Origin of the sequence: Natrinema longum (genome assembly GCF_017352095.1) — an archaeon.
Taxonomy (GTDB): Archaea; Halobacteriota; Halobacteria; order Halobacteriales; family Natrialbaceae; genus Natrinema; species Natrinema longum.
The window spans coordinates 2,009,425-2,025,100 of record NZ_CP071463.1 but is presented as its reverse complement, the minus strand read 5'-3'; the positions used below and the strand labels follow the sequence as shown (position 1 = coordinate 2,025,100).

Sequence of the window (15,676 nt, the reverse complement as noted above, 5' to 3'; positions counted from 1 at the left end):
CCGACGATTCGTCACTCGAAGACGACGGCACTAGTCTCGTCGGGGACGGTCGCGCCCACCTGGGCGGCGAACGCCTCGTGGACGTGGTCGTACGTCGCTTCGAGCGCCTCGACGATCACCGTCGTCTCACCGAGGACCGGCATGAAGTTGGTATCTCCCTGCCACCGCGGGACGATGTGCGTGTGGAGGTGGTCGTCGATCGAACCACCGGCCCCATCACCGAGGTTCAAGCCTGCATTGAAGCCGTCCGGCTCGAGTGCAGCGTCAAGTGCATCGAACGTTCGTTGTTTCAAGCGGGCATGATCGAGCAGGACATCGTCGTCGAGCGCTCCGTACTCGCCGGTGTGAGTGTTGGGTATCACCATAAGGTGGCCAGGATTGTACGGATAGTTGTTCAACATGACGAACGCGTGTTCGCTTCGTGCGACGATCAGGTTCTCCCGATCGGCATCCCGCTCGGGCAGTTCACAGAAGACACACTCCTCGATGTCGGAATTCTTTTCCTCACGCCGGATCCACTCGATTCGCCACGGTGCGAACACTTGCTCCATGTATACTCCCTCTCGAGGGCGTCCTAAAGCGTTTCAGTCCGCTATCGACCGTCACCAGTAATGGTAATATCATCCATAAAACTATGACACAGTACCCCATAATTCCGACGAGAAGACACCAAAAAGCCATCTAAACGGTATAGAGCCATCTCAGTCCGTTTCGCGGATAAGTTAACGCCGTATTGCGATTTTGGCGACCACGAGGAAAAACGAAACGGGGATTTAATAGAGGGATACCGCGAGTAATACAGCAATGGCAACGACTGACGACTCTGTTAACGGGATGACCGAGCACTGCGAGGAATGCGACTTGGAAACGCTCCACGAAGTCTCGGTCCAGATCAGGACCGAGAGCCTCAAACAGGAGAACGCACAGTTCTCCCGCGAACCCTACCGCGTGAGCGAGTGCCAGCGGTGTGGCAACCGTTCGAGCCAACGGATGAACAACGCTTGAGTCTTCCGCGTGACGGCCGTCGACAACCAGGATCGTCCTCGTTGCTCGGTCTTCCGTTCTTTCGAACGATAGTAGCGGTTCGACACTCTCGCCAGTACTGTGAAAATCGGGATCAATACGGCCCCGAAGAGTCGCCGAAACGCCGCGTCGGATTACAGGTATCGACGAGTAAAACGCCGGTCAGTCGCGACGATGATCACTCAGTCGTGACTTCACAGCCACTCTCGGTAATGATGATCGTGTGCTCTTTCTGACTGACGAGGTAGCCGTCGTCTTCTTTGAGCACCGGATAGCCGTGGACGATGTCGTTGCGCTTGAGCCGACGCAGGGCCATTTCGGGACGATCCGTCTCGAGCCATCGGGTCGCGAACGGCAGCGTACGGAACTCCTCGGTGATCTGGTCGAGGGCATCGCGGGCCTGTCTGTTGCGGACGGTTCCCTCGCGCTCGAGCGAGAAGATCTCCTCGCTGGCACCCTCGGTGACCTTGCCGCCGCCGTCGGTCGCGAACGGCTCGATCGCGACGACGTCGCCGACTTCGAGCGTCGTCCCCTGTGAGACGGCGCGATTCGGGATGTTCGGGCTCGTGTGTTGTTCCCAGTGGCCCAGCCCGTGACCGGTGAGGTTGACGACGGGGTTGTAGCCGTAGCCGTCGATCACGTCCTCGATTTCCGCGCCGATCTCACCGGTGTCGATGCCGGGCTCGATGATATCGAGCGCTGCCTCGAGGGCCTGTTCGGAGGCTTCCGCGAGTTCGGGATTGCCCGAGAGATCGACCGTGATCGCGGTGTCGGCCAGCCAGCCGTCGACGTGGACGCCGATGTCGAGGTTGATCATCTCCTCGCCGAAGGTCGTCTCGTCGTCGATCGACGGCGTCGCGTGGGCGGCCTCCTCGTCGATCGAGATATTGACGGGGAACGCGGGTTTCGCGCCGAGTTCCCGGATCCGGTCTTCGGCGTACTCGGCGACCTCGAGGTGGCTCGCGCCGACCTCGACGCGTTCGGCGGTTTCTTCGCGCACCTGCGCGAGGATCGCCCCCGCTTCGCGGTGTTTCTCGTACTGCTCGGACTCGAGGTCCACCTCGGATTCGGCCATGCCCGGAGGTTAGATAGGTCGACAAAAAGAGGTTCCGTCTCTCCGTCGACCGGTGTCTGTCGGTCGGTTCTCGGGGTCAGTGGCTCTCGGACCGTCCGTCGACCCAGTTACACTCGGGGCAGGCAGCGACTCCCTGGACGTTCGACAGCGTCACGGTACAGCGTGGACACTGGCTGGCAGCGTGCTGTGGCGCTCGAAGCATGATCGATGAAACGGGTACGTCAATAATAAATATACTCCACGACGATCGTCGAACACCAACGGACGGCCGGTGTTCGTCGAGCTTCGAAAGCGCAAGCAGTGAACGAAGAGTCGCTGCGACGGCGCGACCACCGGGCCCGTACCTCAAGGAGTGTATGATCCGTTTCAACGCGTCCTATACGGACGGGTGACGCCCGACCGTTCACGAACGAAACGGCACGAGGGTCCGTGAAACGGTCGACACGAGTTATACTCACTCCGGTCCGACGTCGGATCGGCGTGAGAAACGCCACTGATCCGGGTCTCGAGAGCCGCGATCGCGACACGCGAGACCGAGGACGCGACCGACATCCCGGCGGGTAGATCACCCCGGTCTCGAGTCGCGGTCAGCGGCGGTTTGTCGCGCCGAACGTGCCGTGTTCGGCGCTCCGGAAACTGCCGATTTTGCGACGAACCATCCCCTTATTTGACGGTTTTTATATGGCCCCGGAAGAGCTTTTCCCCGAATTCGCCGCGTCTACCGGCTGTTTTCGGCGTTCGACGAGGAAACGGCCCGAATGGGTATCGTTCAATTTTTGCCGAGCCGCGAAGGAAATGGTAGACCTTTTACCCCCGTCGAAGAACCGTACAGACGAGATGAGCTACGACAAGATCGAGGTCCCCGACGAGGGGGAGCAGATCACGCTGAAAGCGGGTACCGAGGACGAACTCGAGGTGCCTGACAACCCGATTATTCCGATTATCTACGGTGACGGTGTCGGGAGCGACGTCGGTCCCGCCGCACAGAAGGTCCTGGAAGCCGCCGCGGAAGCGACCGGCCGCGACATCAACTGGATGCGACTGTACGCCGGCGAATCCGCTCGGGAGAAGTACGACGAGAACCTGCCACAGGAAACCGTTGAAGCGATCAAGGAACACCGTGTCGCGATCAAGGGTCCCCTGACGACCCCCGTCGGTGCCGGATTCCGTTCGCTGAACGTCGCCCTGCGGAAGAAACTCGACCTCTACGCGAACGTCCGACCGACCTACCACCTCGACGGCGTTCCGTCGCCGGTCAAGAACCCCGGCGAGATGGACATGGTCACCTTCCGTGAGAACACGGAAGACGTCTATGCCGGCATCGAGTGGGAGGCCGGCACCGACGACGTCCAGGAGGTCAAGGAGTTCGTCGAGGACGACATGGGCTTCGACAGCACCATCCACGACGGCCCCGTCGGCATCGGCGTCAAGCCGATCACGGAGTTCGGGACGAAGCGCCTCGTCCGCCGCGCCATCGACTACGCCTTAGAGCACGACCGCGACTCGGTCACGCTGGTCCACAAGGGCAACATCATGAAGTTCACCGAGGGCCAGTTCCGCGACTGGGGCTACGAGGTCGCCGAAGAAGAGTACGGTGAGGAAGTCATCACCGAGGACACGCTCTGGGAGGAGAAAGACGGCGAAGCGCCCGACGACGCGGTCGTCGTCAACGACCGCATCGCGGACAACATGCTCCAGCAGATCCTGACCCGGACCGACGAGTACGACGTCGTCGCGACGATGAACCTCAACGGGGACTACATGTCCGACGCCTGTGGCGCACAGATCGGTGGCCTCGGCATCGCCCCCGGTTCCAACTTCGGCGACGGCCTCCTGCTGGCCGAGCCCGTCCACGGCTCCGCGCCCAAGTACGAAGGCCAGGACAAGGTCAACCCGACCGCCATGATCCTCTCGGGCCGCATGATGCTCGAGTACCTCGGCTGGTCCGACGCCGCCGACCTCGTCCGCGACGCCGTCGAGGAGACCATCTCCTCGGGCAAGGTCACCTACGACCTCGAGCGCCAGCTCGAGGACGCCGAGAAACTCGCCACCAGCGAGTTCGCCGAGGAAGTCGTCGACAACATCGAGAAGTTGGCGTAAGCCGGCTTCTCGCCCGCTTGCGGTTTCGCCGCAAGAACATCGAGATGCTCCCGTAGAGATTGATCGTTCTTTCTATTCGGCCTCGAGCGAGTCGTCTACCGAGTCCCGTTCGAAAGGGACGCCGTGTTCCGTCGGGTGTCGAGACGCTGTCGAAGTCGTGGCCGTCGTGCTCGTGCCGAACCGCGGCGTTCAAACCGCTGGCTCGCGGATACGAGGATATGAGCGACGAGCACGATCACGGTGGCGACGGCGGCGACGAGGACGGTCACCACGGCCACGATCGAGAGACGTTCGCACACGACCCGATCGGCCACGCCGAGGTTCGGGCCGGAATGACGGTCGGCGAACTCGCCGACGAGTACGGTTCGGCCGGCGTCGGCGCGGCGAACCTCCACGAGGCCGTCGACGTGACCGAAGCGATGTTCGACGACGACGTGACCGTCTTCTTCGGCCTCGCGGGCGCGATGGTGCCGACGGGAATGCGGGCGATCGTCGCCGACCTGATCCGGGACGGCTACATCGACGTCCTCGTCACCACGGGTGCGAACCTCACGCACGATTCCATCGAGGCCATCGGCGGCAAACACCACCACGGTGCCGTCCACGCCGAAGGCAAGACCGAACGCGAACACGACGAGACGCTCCGTGACGAGGGCGTCGACCGCATCTACAACGTCTACCTCCCACAGGAGTTCTTCGCGACCTTCGAATCGCACCTCCGCGAGGAGGTCTTCCCGGTGCTCGAGGAGGAAGGCGTCGTCCCCATTCAGCGACTCACGGCGGAACTCGGCCGCGCCAACGCCGAGATCAACGAGCGCGAGGGCATCGACGAGGACGCTGGCATCGCCGCTGCAGCCTACGAGAACGACGTGCCGATCTACTGTCCCGCGATTCAGGACTCCGTGCTCGGCCTGCAGGCGTGGATGTACTCCCAGACCTCGGGCTTCTCGCTCGACGCGCTGGCGGACATGACCGGCCTGACCGACATCGCCTACGACACCGACGAAGCCGGCGCGTTCGTCGTCGGCGGCGGCGTCCCCAAGAACTTCACCCTCCAGACGATGCTCGTCACCCCCGGCGCGTACGACTACGCCGTCCAGTTGACCATGGACCCCAAACAGACCGGCGGCCTCTCCGGCGCGACGCTGGACGAGGCCCGCTCGTGGGGCAAACTCGAGAAAGACGCCGACAACGTCTCCGTCTACGCCGACGCGACGATCACGCTGCCGCTCGTGGTCGCAGCGGCTCGGGACCGACTCGAGGAGTAGTGCGCCAATCGTATCACCCAAACTACTTTTTACGCGCCGACAGGAACGTCCGTCCATGACGGCGATCGTCTTCGATCTGGACGGAACGGTACTTCACACCGACCGGGAGTACCGGGACCTGCTGGCGAACGCGATCGCGGACGTCCGAGGTGACGCCCCCGCGGAGTGGCTCGAGACCTACGACGAGGCCTTCTTCGAGCTCTTTTCGGCGTGCGACCCCGACCCGATACGGCGGGCGTTCGCCCGGATAGATGGCTGTACGGATCCCGAGCCATACGTGCGGGCGCTCCACGAGCGGGAAATCGAGTCGCTGTCCCCACCGGAGAACGCTCACACCGACCTCGAACGGCTGGCCGAGTCGTTCGAACTCGGCGTGCTCACGAACGGGCTCCGCGAGTGGCAACTGGCGAAACTTCGGGCACACGACCTTGAGGCGTATTTCGACGCGGTGGTCGCCTCCTACGAGGTGGGGGCACACAAGCCGGACGCGGCACCGTACCGGACACTCGAGGAGCGACTGCCGGCGGCTCGGTACGGAATGGTCGGAGATAGCGAGAGCGACGTCGACGGCGCGAAGAACGCCGGCTGGTCCGCACACCGGTACGAGGGCGGCGAGTTCGGAGCTCTTGCCGCGGATCTCTTCCAGCGGTGATCCACGACGGGGCCCCACCGTTCCGGGCCGGCGTCAGTACGTCTGATAGGATGCCGACCCGATATCGATCCGGACCAGCGTGTTGTCGGCGTGGGCGTCGGGGTCCGCGTCGTACTTCTCGTTGATCCGGCGACGAGCCGACGCGGTCTCGGTTGCGTCGTCGACGGCCGTTGCCGTCCCGAGCAGCGTCACCATCCACTGAGTCTGCCCGGCCTCGTCTTTCTGTACCGACAGCGCAACCCGCGGGTTCTGCCTGATATTCGCCAGCTTCCGGCCCGTCGTCACGATCTCGACGCACCCATCCGCGTACCGATACCAGACCGGCGCGACGTGCGGGCGTCCCTCCACGCTGGTCGCCAGATGGGCCATCAGGGGTTCACTCTCGAGAAGTCGCTCCGCCGTCCGTGGTATCGTCGACACGCTCGTGGTACCGTGGGGCAGGAGTAAAAACAGCCGCCGTGACGATGCCAGTGGGCCAACACGACGGGATTTCGACGGACGAGCTGCCATACCGTTTATCACTATGCAGTGCCTGTACGTCACGTATTCGAGACTCCGCGCATGACTAAGCAGTCCGCCGCTTCGGGGCCACCCTCGACGGACGGAATCAGTGTCGGCTACGTCAGTGACGACCCGACAGCGACCGAGATTCCGGAGGCACTCGAGGGGGCCAACGACCGGCTCACAGTCGAATCGATCAGTGACGATACAGCCCTCGAGGGCGTCCGGACGAATCGAATCGAGTGCCTCGTCGGTCGGACCACGGCCGACGATGCCCATCGGTATCCGTTGCTGGACCGCGTTCGCGAGGAAGATTCGCGGCTCCCCGTCTTCCTCGTCACCGACGACTGGGACGAGGCCGCTGCCAGCGCCGCACTCGAGGCCGGAGCGACCGGGTGTCTGGCCGAATCGAGCGCCGTTCAGGGGAGCCGACTCGCGACGCGGATCGAACGGGCGGTCGAGCGGGTGACCCGAGGGAACGAACGCGAGGCCACGCTCGAGCGAATCACCGGTGCCTTCGTCTCGATCGACGCCGACTGGGAGTACACTTACGTCAACGAACAGGCCAGCGACCTGCTCGAACGGCCAGGGGACGCACTCATCGGAGCGTCGGTACGGTCGGTGTTTCCCGACATCGTCGACAGCGAGATCGAGCACCAACTCGATCTCGCCCTCGAGGAGCAACTCCCAGTCACGTTCACCGAGTATTTCACACCCCTCGAGCGCTGGCTGGAGATCCGAGCCTTTCCCTCCGAAGACGGCCTCTCGATCTTCTTTACCGACGTCACCGATCGAATCCGGGCCGAAGCGGAACTCGAGGCGAACGTCGCCACACTACAGACGCTCTACGATATCTCGACCAGAACCGACGCCTCGCTCGGGGAGAAGCTCCCGGCCCTGCTCGACCTCGGCTGTGACTACCTCGAGCTTCCTTACGGGTTCCTGACCAGGATCAACCTCGACGAGCGGACACAGACGGTCGTCGAATCGCGGAGCGATCACCCGCTCTTACAGACGGGGGAATCCTGCCCGCTCGCCGAGGCCTACTGCCGGAAGACGATCAAGACCCACGAACTCGTCACCGTCGCGAACGCACCTGACGAGGGCTGGACCGGCGATCCAGCCTACGAGCTGTTCGAACTCGGGAGCTACGTCGGCGCGAAGGTGACCGTCGACGGGGCCATCTGGGGGACCCTCTGTTTCGCCTCGAGGGACCCCCGCGACGGGAGCGGCTTCTCCGAGGCCGAACGGTCGCTGGTCAAACTGATGGCCAAGTGGGTCAGCTACGAGACCGAGCGCGAACAGTCACGGGAGACGCTCGAGCGCCAGAACGACCGGTTACAGGCGTTTACCAGCGTCGTCTCCCACGACCTGCGGAATCCGTTGAACGTCGCACAGGGCTCGCTGGCACTGGCACGGGAGGGCGATCGGTCGCAACTGGCGGAGTGTGAAGCGGCACTCGAGCGGATGGAACAGCTGATCGACGAACTCCTGTCGCTGGCCGAGCAAGGGGCGACGACCGCCGATCTCGAGCCGGTGTCGGTCCGGGACTGCGCGACGAAGGCCTGGTCGATGGTCGACACCGACGAGGCTGCCCTGGACCTCGAGGCAGCGCCCTGGATTCGGGCCGATCCAGACCGGCTCCAACAGTTGCTCGAGAACCTGTTCCGGAACGCGCTCGATCACGGCGTCCCCGAAGGCGAGACCAGCGCCGAACTAACGGTCTCGGTCGGCCCCTGCGAGAACGGGTTCTACGTCGCCGACACCGGAGCAGGGATCCCCGACGACGTCCGCGAGACGATCTTCGACATCGGCGTGACGACCGACGAGGACGGGACCGGGTTCGGTCTCGGCATCGTCAAGCGGGTCGCCGACGCCCACGACTGGGATCTCGAGGCGACGGCGAGCGAGGCAGGGGGCGCTCGCTTCGAACTGACCGGCGTTGCCCGGCCACGCGACGAGCGCTGATACGGTTTGCTGTCCCGATGTCCCGGTGGGACCGCAGGCGGTCCCGGTCCCACCGGCACTGACGGACAGGAGACCGCATGCGGGAACTCCCCCAGCCCCCGCTCTCGTGACGCGAACTTTTTCACCACACCATCCATACCCCCGGCCATGTCACTGACTGCGGGCGTCGTCGCGGTCCAGGGCGACGTCGAGGAACACGCAGCCGCCATCGAACGTGCCGCCCAGGACCACGACCGCGAGGTTACGGTCCGCGAGATCCGCGACGGCGGGATCGTCCCCGACTGCGACCTGCTGGCGATGCCCGGCGGCGAATCGACGACCATCTCCAGGCTGGTCCACAGCGAGGGGATCGCCCCCGAGATTCGGGATCACGTCGCCGCCGGCAAACCGCTGCTCGCCACCTGTGCCGGCCTGATCGTCGCCTCGAGCGATGCCGGGGACGACCGGGTCGACGAACTCGAAGTGCTCGACGTGAGCGTCGAGCGCAACGCCTTCGGCCGGCAGAAGGACAGCTTCGAAGCACCGCTCGCGGTCGACGGGCTCGCGGACCCCTACCCTGCAGTGTTCATTCGTGCGCCCGCCATCGACGCGGTCGGCGACGCCGACGTACTGGCGTCGTGGGACGGCCGCCCGGTCGCGGTCCGTGATGGCCCGGTCGTCGGCACCTCGTTTCACCCCGAACTGACCGCCGACAGCCGGATTCACGGCCTAGCCTTCTTCGAAAACGAGGCCGCAGCGGTGCCGGCGCTCGAGGACGCGCAGTAGTCGGCCCGGCGCGCAAGGGTGGGGCGAGACGGCGACTGATTTATACCGGCACGCGATGTGCTGCAGGAACATGTCGAGCGGACACGACGCCCCAGCGTACGAGATAGCTGCCGACGACGAGACGGTTCACAGCGCGTGGGACAACGACCTCGATCCGGTGCGGACGATCGAGCCCGGCGACGTTGTCCGCTTCACGTGCAGGGACTCGACCGGCGGACAGTTCGGCCCCGACTCGACGGTCGCCGACGTCGCCGACCTCGACGTCGACCGGGTCCACACACTGACTGGCCCCGTCGCGATCGACGGTGCCCGCACGGGCGACGTCCTCGAGATCGAACTGCTCGCGGTCGACCACCGGGGCTGGGGGTACACGGTGGTCCTCCCGAGCGAGGCGGAGCTCGGGCTTTTGGCCGACGAATTCCCGGACCCGTCGCTGTACGTCTGGGAGTTCGACGGTGATGTCGCTCGGTTCGCGAACGACATCGCGGTCCCGCTCGATCCGTTTCCCGGCGTTCTCGGCGTCGCACCCGCCGAGGACGGCACTCACGAGACGTTCCCGCCGCGGTCGGTCGGGGGGAACATGGACATCAAACAACTCACGGCGGGCTCGACACTGTACCTCCCCGTCGCGGTCGACGATGCCCTGTTCAGCGTCGGCGATGGACACGCTGCCCAGGGGGACGGCGAAGTCTGCGGGACCGGAATCGAGGCTCCGATGGACGTCACCTGTCGGTTCGACCTCCGGTCGGACCTGTCGATCGACCAGCCCCAGTTCGAAACCTCGGGCCCGTTCACCTCGAGCGGCCGGGACGAGCCGATGTACGGGACGACGGGGATCGCGGACGACCTGCAGGAGGCCGCCAGAGACGCCGTCCGCCAGATGATCGACCACCTCGAGACCGAACGCGGCCTCGAGCGCAACGAGGCCTACATGCTGTGCTCGGTGGCCGTCGACCTGAAGATCAACGAGGTGGTCAACGCCCCGAACTGGGTCGTCTCCGCGTACCTTCCGGACGGGATCTTCCCCGAGGACCGCCGCGGGTCGGCGTGACGACCGGTGGTACACATTTATCCGTCGGGGCCGTACCGACGATATGCGTGGGTATCGACACCCCGAAAGAGCGAACGACCGAGACACCGGGACGCAAAGCGAGCGACTCGAGGCGGCTCCCCCGTGCCTCGGGCGGACGAGAGCGTGATGACGGACTCGTCGGCGGGCGGATTTCGCGACGGTGAGCCGGTCGAACGCGACTCGGACGAGAGCGAGTCGCGGCGGCCGCTTCCGGCCGACCTCGCGAGACGGTTCTTCGACGCGTGTCCGGTCAGCGCCGTCTTAATCGATGCGACGGGCGAAATCGTCCACGCGACCGACCGCGCCGCGGAGACGCTCGGACTCGCACACGAGGACCTCGTCGGCCGACCGTACGATCCGTCCGAGTGGGGCCTTTACTACGACGACGGAACGCCCGTTCCCGTCGACGACCACCCCGTCACGCGCGTCTTCGAAACGGGCGAACCGGTCGTCGGGTTCGAACACTGGATCGAACGCACGGACGGCGGCGAGCGGTGGTTCTCGAGCAACGCCGCGCCCCTGTTCGACGAGGACGGCACCGTCGAGTACGTCGCCATCGCGTTCGAGGACGTGACCGCGCTGAAGCGAGGCGAGAAGCGCCTGACCAGCGACCACGTCCGGCTGCTTGAGTTCCGTGCGGACGAATCGGCGGTCCCGCCTTCGCTGCGGGTCGAGGACGAACCGACGTGGATCGACATCGATTCCGTCGTCTCACTCCCCGACGGGACCACCGTCCAGTATATGGGGACGGCGGATCTCACCGCGAGCGACTTCGTCACCGCCACCGAAGAAGTGCCCCACTACCTCGACGCGCGGCTGCTCAGTTCGGTCGACGGCTACAATCGCATCGAAGCCCACTCGGAATCGGAGACGGTCGCCCACGTGTTCTCCGCGCTCGGCGGCCGTCCCCGCGAGATCGTCATTGCGTCCGACGAGGTCAGGTTCCGCGGCGAACTTCCCGGCGACGTGGATCACCGACAGGCCGGCGACGAGATCCGGCGGTTCCACCCCGATGCCGAACTGGTCGCCGAGACACTCGTCTACTCGCCCCAACTACTCTCCGACATCGTCGCGGACGCGCTCACCGACCGACAGCTGGCCGCGCTCGACGCCGCGTACTTCAGCGGCTACTTCGCCACGCCGCGGACCAGCACCGGCGACGAGTTGGCGGATCGGTTCGGCGTCACCCGCCAGACGTTCAACCAGCACCTCCGCAAGGCGGAGCAGACCGTCTTCCAGCACCTCTTCGAGAAGTCCGGCGCGGAGGGCCACTGACTAGTCAGCGTCATCCCTTAGGACGACATCTGTGCTACTAGAGTTCAATGAGTAACGATACAGCCCGCTCCAGCCCTTCTCCGTCTCGACCGGCCGGTGATGACAGTTCGGAGTTTGACGGTCGACTCGACGACGGTTCCGACACGATCATCCTCGAGATCGTCGAAGCCGTGGCGGCCGTGACGAACCAGGAACTCGTCGCGATGTCGCCCCTCTACGACACGGTCGATCCCGAAGCGCTCACCGACCTCGTAACGTCCGCTCGAGACCAGTCCGTCGACGTTTCCTTCTCCTACGAAGGCTGTCGGGTGACCGTCTCGAGCGACGAGTGCGTCGTCGTCGAACCGACGGAGCGCTGAACCCGTCAGCACCCCCGGCTCGACCCAAGCACCCAGGGGCTCGCATCCGCGCCTGTCCCGATTACTCGGTCTGGCCGAACCGATACGACAGTCGCGCGGGGCGGTTGCACTCCGGGAGAGTTGTGGCACCATGGGTCGAAACCACACCGGTGTGGCAGCCACGTCTCGGGTGTGCCATCACCCAGGGCATTTCAGCGGATACTCCCTGCAGCGGCGTGGATCAGGATTTCCGTTCCCCGCGTCGACGATCTATCACACCGCCGTTTGTTGGACGAAAACCGTGCTGATTGGCTCGAGGACTGGGATCCACTACTCCCGAACAGCGAACCACCTCCAGCCGCTGGACGCGCACGCCCGTCTTTCTCATCCGCTGAATCCCCAGTTCGTCGCCCGCTATCACGCGCTGGGCGGTCTCCTGGGCTTCGCGCTCTAACTGTGGATCCGGATCGATCTCGAGACCTAAATGCTCCTGTGGAAGCATCGACACCGCGCCGCCAGTTTGCTGGCGCACGTGAGCTAACTCGTGAGCCAGTACGTGCTGGCCCTCCGGCGACGACGGATCGTACTCACCGGAATTGAACGCGACGTGATTCCCGACGGTGAACGCTCGAGCGTTGATCTCATTACACGCCTGCGCGGCTCTCGGGCCGGTGTGAATACGCACGTCGCCCAGCGAGTCGCCCATGCGGTCTTCCACTGCCCGCTGAATGGACGTATCCAGCGAGCGACCGGGCGAGGAAATCACGTCCCGAACGCCCTCCGGAACCCGTGTCTCACCTGCCCTCCCCGTCTGTGCCCCACCTTCGGCGCTGCGCTGAAGTGCGCCCGAGGTTCCTCGACTCGAGTGGGTGCCGAACCGAGGACCGCTGGCTGTCCGAGACGCCCCCGTTCCGGTCGTTTCTTTGAGTCGCTGAACGCGCTCCGAAGCGCCCAATCCGCCGGTCGACTTCGGCCCGAGACTCGAGTCGGTTTGTTGTTTCAGACGCTGGAGGCGTGCCGCACCATCCAGCGCCCCAAGCGAGCCCGAAGCGTGCTCCGACTGTGAGGAGTCGCGGTGGTCTTTCAGCCGCTGCACTCGCTCCGCCGTCGACCCGAGCGAGCCCATCGACGCGGGCATCTCTACCGAGCCCGCCGCTGTCGTCCCGTCGTCGCTCGTTCGGTGCACTGGCACCCTCGAGTCAGTGGACTGCTGTCGCCAGCTCGAGGGTATCCTCGTCTTGGTATCCGATATTAAACGAGAGTGTTTCGGCGGATATCCCATCGGGTTCCTTCCTTCTCAAATGAACTGTAGTATAATGTAAATATTGTGCGATATTGATTTGAAGGAGTTTGCATCCATTTATCGTAAAAATAGGCCCGCCAGAGATCCTCAGTTGCTACTATAGTCAGGGAGAATAGCGGCTTACGTAGATCACTCGAGTGCCAACCAGAAACCCCCGAGCCGGTCACCTGCTGAAGAGCGCGCCCTTGATCTGATCGTACAGAGACGTCTCGCTGGTCGGATCGACTAATCCCCCGAGTTCCGCTTCCGAGACCGGTAGTTCGGGCACGAAATCGTGGCTGTAGCCGGGGATAGCAGCGTCTTTGTCGTAGTATTTCGGATAGCAATCGAAGTGCTGATATTTCCCGGTAAAGCGGTACTGGCCGGGACCCAGGATTTTGTACGCTTCAGGCGGTTCCAGCCCCATCCCGACGTAGCAATCCCGAATCTGACAGCGGAGATTGTAGACGAGGTAATCCCGGAACGGTTCGGGGGCCACGAACGGCGCAGGCGACACTTCCACGCACGCATCGGGGTCGCGGTCGGGAGCCTCGCCGTGACGAACGGTCGTTCGCTCACCTCTCGCGACGTAGTAGGTGATCAGTACGCCCGAGACTGCCTCAATTTTGCCAGCCTCGTCCAGATAGATCTCCTGCTTGTACAGGACCGCATCGTCCGTTCCGATCTTGTCCGCGGGCAGGTCGAACGGGCGGGAGATTCCGGCGGTATCCACGTTCGGATCGTTACGGTAGTGGCTCAGGCTCTGAGCTAACAAGTCGCCGAATAGCTCGTCTATTTCGTCACTCGAGAGGGCCATGAGAGCCTGACGGACGTCCTCGAATCGGTCGGGGTTCAGATCCCACGAAGCAGTGTCGTACCCTGTTTCTTGGGCGACATAATATTTCGCATAGCGGCGGGCTCTGGAGAATGCCTCATTTTGTTCTCTGGTTCTATCTGAGGGATCATCGGGTATTTGATCTACTAAGTGGTGGATAATTTTGCCTTCAATATTCAGGCCAAGCTCATGTTCTCGTCCTCCACTATCCGTTAATAGCACTCCAATTCCTTCTTCGTCTTCCCCGAGAATGGTGGCGTTCATGTGTTATCTCAACCCGTTGAACCAACCGCTCTTATCTTGCATTTCTTGCTGCGTTTCGAATTCCTGATCGGTATTAAGATCGAGTAAGTCTCGGAGACGCTTTTGTATTTCGCTGGCAGTGGTATCACCGAATTTCTTCGCAAAAACATAGCCGATAGGCATTCCGGCAAGTCCGCCGACGATGGTCCCGGTCGGCCCAGCGAACGATCCCGCCATCGATCCCGCTTTCCAGCCTTTGGTAGCGCCCTTGAAGCCACTACTCATCGAATCCTGTAGCAGACTTGCGGCGTCGATATCGTTCGCCTCGATGTAGGCCGGTAATTCTTCCGCACTGTCAACTTGCTCGACCAGATCAGCCAGTTGGTCGCGCGTCAGTCTGTAGGTCTTGGTTGTGAGGTCGTCGACTGTCCCCTCGACGAAACCCGACCCCTCGTCCCTCGACAACCGCTCCACGTTCGATGGCCCCGAGTTCCAATCCTTTCGCTGGACGTGGACGTCAGTAGTGGCCATCCGCTGAATGCCCAATTCGCCACCCTCCATGACCCGCTGGGCCGTTTCCTCGGCCTCACGCTCTAACTAGGGATCCGGGTCGATCTCGAGGTCGAGATTCTCCTGGGGGAGCATCGACACTGCCCCGCCGGTCTGCTGGCGCACGTGCGCTAACTCGTGGGCCAGCACGTGTTGGCCCTCTGGTGAACTCGGATCGTACTCGCCGGCGTTGAACGCGACGTGATTCCCGACGGTGAACGCTCGAGCGTTGATCTCATCACACGCCTGTGCGGCTTTCGGGCCGGTGTGAATCCGTACGTCGCCGAGCGAGTCACCCATCCGATCCTCTACTGCGCGCTGAATAGACGTATCCAACGAGCGGCCACGCGAGGAAATGACGTCCCGAACCGAATCGGGAACCTGCGTCTCACCGGCTGGGTTCGTGTCCCGACCAGCTGTTGCACTCCGTTGCAGCGATTTCGGAGTGCTTCGCTCGGCTTCCCGGCGTTCACCGAGAGGACGATCGCCGATAATCGGACCGGAAACCGGTCCGGTTCCCTCTCTCACCCGCTGAAGCAACTCCGTCGACGAGTCCATCGCACCCATCGATTTCGGGGTGGTCGTCGGCTCCGCCGACGCCGTTTCCTCGGCGCTCGTCCGCTGTATAGAAGCGTCTGAGGGACCCAGTGTCCCTGTCGCCTGGTCAATATGGTTCAGGTGTGACAGATCCGACTCGACCTCGTCGTCGGATCGCCCCGCCCGCGAGGAG

14 protein-coding genes and 2 pseudogenes are annotated in these 15,676 nt (G+C 63.5%); 9 read left to right on the top strand and 7 right to left on the bottom strand.

The annotated features are described in order from the left end of the window. Positions 1-11: 11 nt before the first annotated feature. Complete coding sequence (locus J0X27_RS09955; RefSeq protein ID WP_207268999.1) at positions 12-551, bottom strand: HIT family protein; 540 nt, start codon at positions 549-551, stop codon at positions 12-14. 253 nt (positions 552-804) lie between these two features. Between J0X27_RS09955 and J0X27_RS09950 the strand changes: the two genes are divergently transcribed. Next, positions 805-1,005: a DUF7835 family putative zinc beta-ribbon protein gene (locus J0X27_RS09950; RefSeq protein ID WP_097380753.1), complete on the top strand. Its 201-nt coding sequence runs from the start codon at positions 805-807 to the stop codon at positions 1,003-1,005. 196 nt (positions 1,006-1,201) lie between these two features. Here J0X27_RS09950 and map read toward each other — a convergent pair whose 3' ends face one another. Further along, positions 1,202-2,098, bottom strand: coding sequence for a type II methionyl aminopeptidase (gene map / locus J0X27_RS09945; protein WP_207268998.1), 897 nt, complete (start codon positions 2,096-2,098; stop codon positions 1,202-1,204). Between the two features lie 76 nt (positions 2,099-2,174). Next, complete coding sequence (locus J0X27_RS18080; RefSeq protein ID WP_277410060.1) at positions 2,175-2,300, bottom strand: hypothetical protein; 126 nt, start codon at positions 2,298-2,300, stop codon at positions 2,175-2,177. Positions 2,301-2,935: 635 nt separating this feature from the next. On the opposite strand from J0X27_RS18080, the gene icd reads away from it, so the two are divergent. The 3 genes from icd to J0X27_RS09930 all read left to right on the top strand — a co-directional run bounded on the left by icd (position 2,936) and on the right by J0X27_RS09930 (position 6,118). After that, positions 2,936-4,198, top strand: coding sequence for an isocitrate dehydrogenase (NADP(+)) (gene icd, locus J0X27_RS09940; RefSeq protein WP_207268997.1), 1,263 nt, complete (start codon positions 2,936-2,938; stop codon positions 4,196-4,198). Between the two features lie 218 nt (positions 4,199-4,416). Next, the gene (locus J0X27_RS09935) at positions 4,417-5,466 is read left to right on the top strand and encodes a deoxyhypusine synthase (RefSeq protein ID WP_207268996.1); all 1,050 of its coding nucleotides are present in this window, start codon (positions 4,417-4,419) and stop codon (positions 5,464-5,466) included. Positions 5,467-5,521: 55 nt separating this feature from the next. Continuing rightward, positions 5,522-6,118, top strand: coding sequence for an HAD family hydrolase (locus J0X27_RS09930; RefSeq protein WP_207268994.1), 597 nt, complete (start codon positions 5,522-5,524; stop codon positions 6,116-6,118). Positions 6,119-6,151: 33 nt separating this feature from the next. Here J0X27_RS09930 and J0X27_RS09925 read toward each other — a convergent pair whose 3' ends face one another. Then, a complete protein-coding gene (locus tag J0X27_RS09925; RefSeq protein WP_224214603.1) occupies positions 6,152-6,538 on the bottom strand; it encodes a pyridoxamine 5'-phosphate oxidase family protein in 387 nt (128 codons plus the stop codon). Between the two features lie 141 nt (positions 6,539-6,679). Between J0X27_RS09925 and J0X27_RS09920 the strand changes: the two genes are divergently transcribed. The 5 genes from J0X27_RS09920 (at position 6,680) to J0X27_RS09900 (ending at position 12,058) form a co-directional block, all read left to right on the top strand. Further along, entirely contained in the window at positions 6,680-8,587 is a 1,908-nt protein-coding gene (locus J0X27_RS09920) for a sensor histidine kinase (RefSeq protein WP_207268992.1), read from the top strand. Between the two features lie 147 nt (positions 8,588-8,734). Continuing rightward, positions 8,735-9,352, top strand: coding sequence for a pyridoxal 5'-phosphate synthase glutaminase subunit PdxT (gene pdxT / locus J0X27_RS09915; RefSeq protein ID WP_207268990.1), 618 nt, complete (start codon positions 8,735-8,737; stop codon positions 9,350-9,352). Positions 9,353-9,422: 70 nt separating this feature from the next. Then, positions 9,423-10,403, top strand: coding sequence for an acetamidase/formamidase family protein (locus J0X27_RS09910; protein WP_207268989.1), 981 nt, complete (start codon positions 9,423-9,425; stop codon positions 10,401-10,403). Between the two features lie 147 nt (positions 10,404-10,550). Further along, positions 10,551-11,699 carry a bacterio-opsin activator domain-containing protein gene (locus tag J0X27_RS09905; protein WP_207268987.1) on the top strand — a complete coding sequence of 383 codons (1,149 nt, stop codon included), beginning with the start codon at positions 10,551-10,553 and terminating at the stop codon, positions 11,697-11,699. A gap of 47 nt (positions 11,700-11,746) precedes the next feature. Then, complete coding sequence (locus tag J0X27_RS09900; RefSeq protein ID WP_207268986.1) at positions 11,747-12,058, top strand: HalOD1 output domain-containing protein; 312 nt, start codon at positions 11,747-11,749, stop codon at positions 12,056-12,058. A 334-nt stretch (positions 12,059-12,392) separates the two neighbouring features. Here the strand turns inward: J0X27_RS09900 and J0X27_RS09895 are convergent. The 3 genes and pseudogenes from J0X27_RS09895 to J0X27_RS09885 all read right to left on the bottom strand — a co-directional run. After that, positions 12,393-12,845 (bottom strand): annotated as a pseudogene (locus J0X27_RS09895) (eCIS core domain-containing protein); the annotation flags it as partial. Positions 12,846-13,503: 658 nt separating this feature from the next. Further along, positions 13,504-14,418 carry a DUF7958 family protein gene (locus tag J0X27_RS09890; RefSeq protein WP_207268985.1) on the bottom strand — a complete coding sequence of 305 codons (915 nt, stop codon included), beginning with the start codon at positions 14,416-14,418 and terminating at the stop codon, positions 13,504-13,506. Positions 14,419-14,421: 3 nt separating this feature from the next. After that, a pseudogene (locus J0X27_RS09885) lies at positions 14,422-15,384 on the bottom strand (eCIS core domain-containing protein); the annotation flags it as partial. Between the last annotated feature and the right edge of the window lie 292 nt (positions 15,385-15,676).

Coding starts and splice junctions, on each gene's coding strand:
- J0X27_RS09905 (WP_207268987.1), top strand. CDS start 10,551: ATGACGGACTCGTCGGCGGGCGGATTTCGCGACGGTGAGCCGGTCGAA.
- map (WP_207268998.1), bottom strand. CDS start 2,098: ATGGCCGAATCCGAGGTGGACCTCGAGTCCGAGCAGTACGAGAAACAC.
- J0X27_RS09890 (WP_207268985.1), bottom strand. CDS start 14,418: ATGAACGCCACCATTCTCGGGGAAGACGAAGAAGGAATTGGAGTGCTA.
- J0X27_RS09950 (WP_097380753.1), top strand. CDS start 805: ATGGCAACGACTGACGACTCTGTTAACGGGATGACCGAGCACTGCGAG.
- J0X27_RS18080 (WP_277410060.1), bottom strand. CDS start 2,300: ATGCTTCGAGCGCCACAGCACGCTGCCAGCCAGTGTCCACGCTGTACC.
- pdxT (WP_207268990.1), top strand. CDS start 8,735: ATGTCACTGACTGCGGGCGTCGTCGCGGTCCAGGGCGACGTCGAGGAA.
- J0X27_RS09920 (WP_207268992.1), top strand. CDS start 6,680: ATGACTAAGCAGTCCGCCGCTTCGGGGCCACCCTCGACGGACGGAATC.
- J0X27_RS09900 (WP_207268986.1), top strand. CDS start 11,747: ATGAGTAACGATACAGCCCGCTCCAGCCCTTCTCCGTCTCGACCGGCC.
- J0X27_RS09955 (WP_207268999.1), bottom strand. CDS start 551: ATGGAGCAAGTGTTCGCACCGTGGCGAATCGAGTGGATCCGGCGTGAG.
- icd (WP_207268997.1), top strand. CDS start 2,936: ATGAGCTACGACAAGATCGAGGTCCCCGACGAGGGGGAGCAGATCACG.
- J0X27_RS09935 (WP_207268996.1), top strand. CDS start 4,417: ATGAGCGACGAGCACGATCACGGTGGCGACGGCGGCGACGAGGACGGT.
- J0X27_RS09910 (WP_207268989.1), top strand. CDS start 9,423: ATGTCGAGCGGACACGACGCCCCAGCGTACGAGATAGCTGCCGACGAC.
- J0X27_RS09930 (WP_207268994.1), top strand. CDS start 5,522: ATGACGGCGATCGTCTTCGATCTGGACGGAACGGTACTTCACACCGAC.